Source organism: Vibrio sp. Vb2880 (genome assembly GCF_033337975.1).
In the GTDB taxonomy this organism is placed as follows: Bacteria; Pseudomonadota; Gammaproteobacteria; order Enterobacterales; family Vibrionaceae; genus Vibrio; species Vibrio alginolyticus.
This window is the reverse complement of the sequence record NZ_JAWORT010000035.1, coordinates 20,291-28,924: the sequence shown is the minus strand read 5'-3', so window position 1 is coordinate 28,924 and position 8,634 is coordinate 20,291. Positions and strand designations below refer to the sequence as shown.

Sequence of the window (8,634 nt, the reverse complement as noted above, 5' to 3'; positions counted from 1 at the left end):
TAGCATGAGTAGTTTTACAGGCAAAGCCGAAACGGATGATAACCACCTACTGAAGTAGGTGGTTTAGGGCTGAAAATAAAAAAAGCACCTCCAAGGAGGTGCTTTTTAGTATTTCGTCTTGATACTGAATTACTCAGCAGCAACAACTTGTAGGTTAACTGTCGCGAAAACTTCAGAGTGAAGTTGAACGCTGATCTCGAACTCACCAGTGTTACGTAGAGCACCTTCAGGAAGGCGAACTTCGCTCTTAGCAACTTCAACGCCTGCAGCTGTGATAGCGTCAGCGATGTCACGAGTACCGATAGAACCGAATAGTTTGCCTTCGTCACCAGCTTTAGAAGCGATAACTACCGCTTCTAGAGCGTTAACTTTCTCTGCGCGAGCTTCTGCAGCAGCTAGTTGCTCAGCAACTTTAGCTTCTAGTTCAGCACGACGAGCTTCAAACATTTCAACGTTAGCTTTAGTTGCCATAACTGCTTTACCTTGTGGGATAAGGAAGTTACGAGCGTAGCCAGATTTAACGTTTGCAGTATCGCCAAGACCACCTAGGTTACCAATTTTATCAAGTAGAATAACTTGCATTGCTTAATCCTCTTTCTTAATAAAATGAACCGATTACTGATGCTTGTCAGTGTACGGTAGTAGAGCTAGGTAGCGTGAACGCTTGATAGCACGTGCTAGTTGACGCTGGTACTTAGCGCTTGTACCAGTGATACGGCTAGGTACGATTTTACCAGCTTCAGTGATGTAGTTTTTAAGAGTTGCTACGTCTTTGTAATCAATCTCTTGTACGCCTTCTGCAGTGAAACGGCAGAATTTACGACGACGGAAGAAACGAGCCATGGGCTATCTCCTGATCTTAAATTTGAGTAATGTTGTCGGCGTGTAACACTAATTTTCCCACGCCATTTCGGCCGGTTTGATAAGTGACAAAACCACTTACCTTAATGTTACTGCCTTGAACTAAATTCTGAGTTAGTGCTTGTGACCCAAGCCCGCTGACGACTACCGGCATACGACAATAAACTTGTCGAGGTAAGTCAGCTTCGATAATAGTAGAGCGATGCTCCAGCCAAAACCGACAGTGTTCAATGCCACCAGGGCTTTTACTACGAATGGGCGGTTTGGCAATGGTGCCGCTCAGCTCCATTCGATTGGCCATAAGAAAACTTACTCAGCAGCTTCTGACTTAGCTTCAGGCTTAGCTTCAGAACGCTCTTCACGACGTGGAGCACGCTCTTCTTTTTGCTTAAGCATGATAGATTGCTCAGTGATCGCTGCTTTAGTACGCATGATCATGTTACGTAGAACTGCATCGTTGAAACGGAAAGCAGTTTCTAGCTCATCAATTACAGCTTGGTCAGCTTCAACGTTCATAAGAACGTAGTGAGCTTTGTGAAGCTTGTTGATTGGGTAAGCCAGTTGACGACGGCCCCAGTCTTCTAGACGGTGGATTTTACCGCCAGCTTCAGTGATTGAACCAGTGTAACGCTCGATCATGCCAGCAACTTGCTCGCTTTGATCTGGGTGCACCATGAATACGATTTCGTAATGACGCATTGGTTGCTCCTTACGGATTATTCAGCTTCCACAAATGGCTCAGTCGTCCAGAGGAAGCAAGGAACTAAAGATAATTGACTGAGTTTAAGGAGCACGAATAGTACAGAAAGGGCGTAAAATAGGCAAGTGATTATTTGCTCATCGCAGCGGATATTTAATTTCTTCTAATACTAGAAAACACAAAGGCTGCCAACAAGCTGGCAGCCTTTAAAATCAGCGTGTTATTGCGCTGGCTTATCGGTGCTTATTTAACTTCAGCCAGTTCAGCGCGCATTTGATCGATCACTTGTTTGTAATCTGGCTCACCGAAAATCGCCGAGCCTGCAACAAACATGTCTGCGCCCGCTTCTGCAATTTCACGAATGTTGTCAACCTTCACACCGCCATCGATTTCTAAGCGGATATCACGACCAGACTCGTCAATCATCTTACGAACGGCACGCAGTTTATCTAGTGTATGAGGAATGAATGATTGACCACCAAAACCAGGGTTTACCGACATCAGTAGAATCATGTCGACTTTATCCATAATAAATTCAAGACTTGCAAGTGGCGTTGCTGGGTTTAGTACCACACCAGCCTGACAGCCGTGCTCTTTAATTAACTGCAGTGTACGGTCTACATGATCAGAAGCTTCTACATGGAACGTAATCATCGACGCACCCGCTTTTGCGAAATCAGGAATAATACGGTCAACGGGTTTCACCATTAGGTGAACATCGATTGGCGCTGTGATGCCATAATCGCGTAGTGCTTTACACACAGGCGCACCAAAAGTCAGGTTTGGTACATAGTGGTTATCCATAACGTCGAAATGCACCACATCCGCACCCGCTGCGAGTACTTTTTCTACATCTTCACCGAGACGAGCAAAATCTGCCGATAAAATGGATGGAGCAATAAGAAAATCTTTCATACCTGACCTCAGTAGTAATGAGCAAACAATCTGCGCGCAATTCTACCGAAGCCAGTGGGGAGATCCACTATTTAGATATAATAGTGTGAGAATTAAGAGCTTGATTTATCCATGTCTGGGGCATGAAAAAGCGCAAGTAGCTCATCAACTTTATTACGACCGTTACCATTACGGCTAATGGTACGCTTTACTTTTACCACATTAAGATCCGCACCGTGATACAACCGACGTGTCAAAGTAGTGTCGTGGTTAGAAATCAACACAGGAATGCCACGTTCAGTCGCTGTTCTTTCAGCAATGTCGGCTAATGCAGCTTGGTCGTCCAACGTGAAACCATTACCTGCGTATGAGGTGAAATTTGCCGTATTTGAAAGCGGCGCATAAGGTGGATCGCAATACACGACGCTCCCTTTGCGCGCACGACGAAATGTTTCAGGATAACCTTCACAAACAAACGTAGCTTTTTTGGCTTTTTCTGCAAAAAACTCCAGTTCCGCCTCAGGGAAATACGGCTTTTTGTAAGAGCCAAACGGTACATTGAAGCCACCTTTTTTGTTGTAACGGCATAGGCCATTAAAACCAAAGCGGTTCATGTACAAAAACGCTAAAGAGCGGTACATCACGTCATCGGTTTTATTAAACTCAGCGCGAATGTGTAGGTAGGCTTCTTTGCGGTTGTTCTCAGCGACAAACCAACGCTTCGCTTCAGAGATATACTCTTCAGGGCGTTCTTTCAGCAGGTTGTACAGATTGATCAAATCTGGATTGATATCTGCAAGTAGATAATGGTCATAATCGGTATTCAGAAACACTGAGCCCGCACCAACAAAAGGTTCAACTAGCTTTCGAGCCGGCGGCAAATGACGTTGGATGTCTTCAACAAGTCCGTATTTTCCTCCTGCCCATTTAAGAAAGGCTCGTTGCTTTTTCATCTACTGCTCTATCTATCGACCAAAAATTAAGGCTGCGGAATGTAACATATTTTTCAGGGAAGCTCAGGTTTATTTCACTCGTTCAATTTCACGGTGAACCTGACGGAGTGATTTTGCCCAAGGACTCACCGACTTAACCGAATCTGGCAAGCTTGCGACGGCATCACGAGCCATTTGAATTGTCGGATAATCTTGATATGTGATGATATACCACTCGGTGTCATTACGAACGGTAGGATAAATTCGCACTTGATTATTCAGTTTATGCTCATTGAGAAAGGATTGTACATCTTCCATTGAGGTCATAGCTGCGAGTTGTAAAGTATAAGCTCTTGGCGATAGCGCTTTTAGTTCTTCACGAGCAAATGAAAACTTCACAACAGGTTGGTTTGCCTCACCCTCTTCTGACTGAGCAGGTGCTTGCGCCATATCTTGATTCGGTTTTACGACTTTAATCAAAGGAGAGCTAGTTTCATCGGCGGTTTCTGTCTTCTCAGTACCTACGACGTCATCAATCGCTTTTGTGTCTGCTGAATCAGCTTTACCTTCAAGCAATGCATCGACCACATTCGACTCAATCACCACTCTTTGTTGATTGTCATCACTGCCTACGCTCGCTACTTCTTCTGTCACTGCTGGCGGTAATGAATCAGAATCATCAACCACACTAGACTTATCAAGACTGCTAGAGCCATCGGTTACAGGTTGCAGTGAAGACTGCGCTGCACTGACTCCTGACTCTTCAAAAGTTGGAATAGCCGTTTGCTCTAAACTGCCAGCAATTTGCTGCGCTTTATCATCAGGACTTGGTTGACTAAGCATCCACCAATAGCCACCAGCAGCAAGCAACAGTAAGACTAATACCACCAACGCAATATTCAGGGGTGAACCGACAATCGAGCGGATAATGATCCTTTTTTCCACTTTCATCTCTCCTAACGCCATGATGTCACCCGGTACTGGGTCGACTTTTTTAAATGCATCTCGAACCCGTTTCTCAGACTCATCATCGACGTAGCGCGCAACAAGTGACTCAAAGAAACGACGAGCTTCCACTTCGGACAACATATCAATATCAAGCTCAACAGGCTTTATCTCTTGTCCATAACTGAGACGTGCTAGCAAACCGTCTAAACGTCCAGACTGTGTAAACAGTAAGACATTGATGGTCCAATTTGGCTTATGGTGCGCCTCTAAGACCAGCATCCAAAGCTCAGAGATAAGTGTCTCACTCAATAAATGCGCATCATCTACAACAATTGCAATGTCACACGGCTCATCACCTAAAAGCCTTTCAAGGCTATCAAGTAAAGGCTCTTGCTGATTAAACAATGCGTCCGAAACTAGTTGACTCAAAATAAGGACGCGATGCTGCACATCGTCTTGATTAGAATGACAAAGTAACAAACATTGATTCTTGTTACTGGCACCCACTTCAAGGTATCGCTGCGCTAACCAAGATTTCCCGTACCCATCATGACCATTAATCGCAATGAGATTGGAACCAAAGTTAGTCAGTAGACCTAATCTATCAAGCAACTCGATTTGAGAATCTAATTCCAGTACGTGAGCAACACTCATCTAATAACCTTAATACACTACAAGAATGACGCCCAAAGGCGCCATTACAAGGTTAAATATCGCGACCGAAGTCTATTGCCTGCTTGAGTACGTCTTGCGTCGTATCAGCAATTACCTCGGCAGTGCCAATGCCTGTAGGCAAAACCAATCGTAATTGACCAGAGAGGACTTTCTTATCTCGCATCATGTGCTTGATGAAGTCATCGAAATTCATACTGTCTGGAGTATGCACAGGCAGTTTTGCACGACGCAAAATCGCAACAATACGCTCAAATTGCTCTTCCGAGATCAGACCGCGTAGATGCGACGTTTTGGCCGCCATAACAGTGCCGGAAGATACCGCTTCACCATGCAGCCAATTGCCATAGCCAAGTTCCGCTTCAATCGCATGACCAAAGGTGTGACCTAAGTTAAGCAAAGCACGGATGCCCGATTCTTTCTCATCCTGAGCCACCACTTCCGCTTTTATTTCACAGCAACGTGCGATCGCATAAGTTAGTGCTTCTTCATCCAACGCATACAAGCGCTCAAGATTGCCTTCTAACCATACAAAAAAATCTGCATCGTAAATAATGCCGTACTTGATGACTTCGGCGATACCCGCAGCGAACTCACGTTCAGGCAACGTCGACAGGCAGTTGGTATCAATGATCACGGCTTTAGGTTGGTAAAACGCACCTATCATGTTCTTACCCAACGGATGGTTCACCGCGGTTTTTCCACCAACCGAAGAGTCCACTTGGGATAGTAATGTGGTCGGTATTTGAACAAAGTCGACCCCACGCTGGTAACAGGCAGACGCAAAACCCACAAGGTCGCCAATAACACCACCACCTAACGCGATGATCACAACATCACGAGCATAACTCCCTTCCAGTAAGAAGTTCATTACTTGATTAAATACATCCAAGTTTTTGTACTGTTCACCGTCAGGCAATTCTAACAAGGATGCACTACAACCGAGCTGCTCGAGTTGCTTTAAAATTTTGTCTGCATACAAAGGCGCCACTGTGACATTACTGATCACAACAACTTTTTGTTTTGCATTTTTGTTTGAGAGAACTTGAGAGAGGTACGCCGGGTCCTCAAATAACCCGGCGCCAATAGAGATTGGGTAGCTACGCTCAGCTAGGTTGACCGTAATCCGTTCCATCGGTTTGCTCCAATTAAAAAAAAGATAAAGACTTATCTCTCTTCTAGCATTTTTACGATCTGGTTGGCTACCACTTTTGCACTTTGATCGTCAGTGCGAACAGTGTAATCCGCTACTTCTTCATATAAAGGATTACGTTCTTCAGCTAATTGCTCCAGTACTTCGCGAGGGTTATCCGTTTGAAGTAAAGGACGCTTCTTGTCGCGGTTTGTACGCGCAAGTTGCTTTTCAATCGTCGTTTCTAAGTAAACAACAACACCACGTGCCGAAAGACGATTGCGGTTTTCTTTGCTCTTAACAGAGCCACCGCCAGTCGCAAGCACGATGCCTTGCTCTTGTGTTAGGTCTTCAAGTACCGCTTCTTCACGCTTGCGGAAGCCTTCTTCACCTTCTACATCAAAAACCCAAGAGATGTCTGCACCAGTGCGTTCTTCGATCACTGTATCGGAGTCAACAAACTCCATATGCAGTTGCTGTGCTAGATGTCTACCAATTGTACTTTTGCCGGCGCCCATTGGGCCAACAAGGAAAATATTACGTTTCTCAGCCATGTTTAGCAGTAATTTACAACATTGATTCAATAAGATCGCCACAAGAAAACACAGCTAAACTGCTGTTCTACAAGGCTTGTGGCACCAGTTCCTCACAGATAATTCGTGATAAGACCCGAAATTATCCAAGCATGGTGCCACTATTGCAACTTTATTTTTGATTTAATCAGTTTTTCCCGAGACAGAACTACTGAATCACCACCTTAGGCGTGACGAAAATTAACAGCTCACTTTTGCCAACATTCTCATAACTTCGACGAAAAAGAGCACCTAATAGCGGCAGGTCGCCCAACAAAGGCACTTTGTCCACCGAGTTAGTAATGCTGTGCTGAAAAATACCACCAAGAACGACCGTTTCACCGTTATTCACTAACACTTGCGTCCCGATACGTTGAGTATCAATCGCAACAGCTTCACCAGTGCCTGTCTTCACGACTTGTCCAGGTCTATCTTGCGTGACACTTAAATCCAACACTAAGCGGTTATCCGGTGTGATTTGCGGGGTCACTTTCAAACTTAATACCGCCTTTTTGAACGTCACCGTCGTTGCACCACTTGATGATGACTCAAGATAAGGAATCTCTGTACCTTGTTCAATATAGGCAGGCTTCTTATTGGTAGTGATCAAACGTGGGCTCGAGATAATCTCAGCTTTAGACTCTTGTTGCAGAGCAGAAAGCTCAAGATCCAACAAGGTGTCTGAACCTAACTTTGCGACCTGAAAAGCAATGCTGGTCGCATTCGGGCTGGTTGCAGCTAAGTTTACATTTAGGAAGTCATCGATCCCTACTCCATCACCGTCACCACCGTCATCACCCCCTTCTCCATTATAGAGACCGATCGTGGCGAGGTTGTTCTCAATAGAACCGCCCACTGTATTACTGCCATTAATAGACGTAAAACCCCAACGAATCCCTAACTCGTCCATGTTACCTTCATTGATGGTCACAATACGCGCCTCAATTTGAACCTGTTTAACTGGAATATCCAAAGACTCAATAATTTCTCGAATCACCTCGATGTTTTCAGGTAACTCTCTAATCAATAACGAGTTAGTTCGCTCATCAATGGTCATACTGCCGCGCTCTGACAGCATGCTGATATTTCCTTCTCCATTGATCATCTCCGCAATGTCTGATGCTTTAGCAAAATTAACTTTGATGATTTCAGATGAAAGCTCTCCCATTTCTTCCGTAAGTTTTTGTTTTTCTAACTGCTGCTTCTCACGCAAGTCCAACTCATCAGTCGGAGCAACTAAAATCACGTTGCCATCAACACGCTTATCTAACCCCTTAACTTGCAAAATAATATCCAGCACTTGCTGCCAAGGGACACCATCAAGACGAAGCGTGAGGTTGCCTTCTACAGAGTCGGAGACAACCAAATTGAATTGGTTGTAATCAGCAATAAGCTGCAAGACGTTTCGCACAGGAATATCTTGGAAGTTAATCGAAATAAGCTTACCTTCTCTTTCTAAAATGCTTTTATCTGGGGCTTTCTCATTGGGTTTGATCTTCGCTACTTTGATTTCCAAAAAACGCCCCGTTAAGCGGTAATCATGCATGTATTCTTCATTGATGTGCGCAACCAAGCGCGTCGTCGAGGTGTCGCGAAACACTTCTACGCTCTCAACCACAGTCGAAAAATCTTTCACGTCTAGGAGATACAATTGCTCGTCTTTTACTGAAGTGTTAAGCAAATCGATACTTAACCCTTCCTGTACACGCTTGATATCTACAATCGCGGCCGGTGACGCCAATTCGACGACAATCACGGCGTCTTTATCTTTATTAGTTCGAAAGTCGATACTTTTTAGGGCATTGGACGAAACTTCTTCAGCTGCCGCTAAAGGGGCTAAAAATACAAACAACCATAAGGAGAAGAGCCCAGTAAGTATCCTTGGTGTACGTGTTAATCCTTGTCTCATTTTCATTACTCAAT

10 protein-coding genes are annotated in these 8,634 nt (G+C 44.6%); all 10 read right to left on the bottom strand.

Annotated features, from left to right (window positions below; all coding sequences use genetic code 11):
- Positions 1-129: 129 nt before the first annotated feature.
- Positions 130-582, bottom strand: coding sequence for a 50S ribosomal protein L9 (gene rplI / locus R7M92_RS23215; RefSeq protein ID WP_005382760.1), 453 nt, complete (start codon positions 580-582; stop codon positions 130-132).
- 33 nt (positions 583-615) lie between these two features.
- Positions 616-843, bottom strand: coding sequence for a 30S ribosomal protein S18 (rpsR, locus tag R7M92_RS23210; RefSeq protein ID WP_000090472.1), 228 nt, complete (start codon positions 841-843; stop codon positions 616-618).
- 16 nt (positions 844-859) lie between these two features.
- A complete protein-coding gene (gene priB, locus R7M92_RS23205) occupies positions 860-1,162 on the bottom strand; it encodes a primosomal replication protein N (RefSeq protein WP_005381298.1) in 303 nt (100 codons plus the stop codon).
- An 8-nt stretch (positions 1,163-1,170) separates the two neighbouring features.
- On the bottom strand, positions 1,171-1,560 hold the full coding sequence (gene rpsF / locus R7M92_RS23200) for a 30S ribosomal protein S6 (protein ID WP_005381299.1): 390 nt from the start codon (positions 1,558-1,560) through the stop codon (positions 1,171-1,173).
- Positions 1,561-1,804: 244 nt separating this feature from the next.
- A complete protein-coding gene (gene rpe, locus R7M92_RS23195; protein ID WP_005381300.1) occupies positions 1,805-2,476 on the bottom strand; it encodes a ribulose-phosphate 3-epimerase in 672 nt (223 codons plus the stop codon).
- Between the two features lie 92 nt (positions 2,477-2,568).
- A complete protein-coding gene (locus R7M92_RS23190) occupies positions 2,569-3,408 on the bottom strand; it encodes a Dam family site-specific DNA-(adenine-N6)-methyltransferase (protein WP_005382762.1) in 840 nt (279 codons plus the stop codon).
- Positions 3,409-3,477: 69 nt separating this feature from the next.
- Positions 3,478-4,989: an SPOR domain-containing protein gene (locus R7M92_RS23185; RefSeq protein WP_318134416.1), complete on the bottom strand. Its 1,512-nt coding sequence runs from the start codon at positions 4,987-4,989 to the stop codon at positions 3,478-3,480.
- 52 nt (positions 4,990-5,041) lie between these two features.
- Positions 5,042-6,142, bottom strand: coding sequence for a 3-dehydroquinate synthase (aroB, locus tag R7M92_RS23180; RefSeq protein WP_318134415.1), 1,101 nt, complete (start codon positions 6,140-6,142; stop codon positions 5,042-5,044).
- A gap of 32 nt (positions 6,143-6,174) precedes the next feature.
- Positions 6,175-6,693: a shikimate kinase AroK gene (aroK, locus tag R7M92_RS23175; protein ID WP_005381319.1), complete on the bottom strand. Its 519-nt coding sequence runs from the start codon at positions 6,691-6,693 to the stop codon at positions 6,175-6,177.
- Positions 6,694-6,880: 187 nt separating this feature from the next.
- Positions 6,881-8,626 carry a type IV pilus secretin PilQ gene (locus R7M92_RS23170; protein WP_005382765.1) on the bottom strand — a complete coding sequence of 582 codons (1,746 nt, stop codon included), beginning with the start codon at positions 8,624-8,626 and terminating at the stop codon, positions 6,881-6,883.
- Positions 8,627-8,634: the final 8 nt, after the last annotated feature.

Excerpts from the sequence above, each read along its gene's own strand:
- rplI (WP_005382760.1), bottom strand. The coding sequence starts at position 582 with ATGCAAGTTATTCTACTTGATAAAATTGGTAACCTAGGTGGTCTTGGC.
- rpsR (WP_000090472.1), bottom strand. The coding sequence starts at position 843 with ATGGCTCGTTTCTTCCGTCGTCGTAAATTCTGCCGTTTCACTGCAGAA.
- priB (WP_005381298.1), bottom strand. The coding sequence starts at position 1,162 with ATGGCCAATCGAATGGAGCTGAGCGGCACCATTGCCAAACCGCCCATT.
- rpsF (WP_005381299.1), bottom strand. The coding sequence starts at position 1,560 with ATGCGTCATTACGAAATCGTATTCATGGTGCACCCAGATCAAAGCGAG.
- rpe (WP_005381300.1), bottom strand. The coding sequence starts at position 2,476 with ATGAAAGATTTTCTTATTGCTCCATCCATTTTATCGGCAGATTTTGCT.
- R7M92_RS23190 (WP_005382762.1), bottom strand. The coding sequence starts at position 3,408 with ATGAAAAAGCAACGAGCCTTTCTTAAATGGGCAGGAGGAAAATACGGA.
- R7M92_RS23185 (WP_318134416.1), bottom strand. The coding sequence starts at position 4,989 with ATGAGTGTTGCTCACGTACTGGAATTAGATTCTCAAATCGAGTTGCTT.
- aroB (WP_318134415.1), bottom strand. The coding sequence starts at position 6,142 with ATGGAACGGATTACGGTCAACCTAGCTGAGCGTAGCTACCCAATCTCT.
- aroK (WP_005381319.1), bottom strand. The coding sequence starts at position 6,693 with ATGGCTGAGAAACGTAATATTTTCCTTGTTGGCCCAATGGGCGCCGGC.
- R7M92_RS23170 (WP_005382765.1), bottom strand. The coding sequence starts at position 8,626 with ATGAAAATGAGACAAGGATTAACACGTACACCAAGGATACTTACTGGG.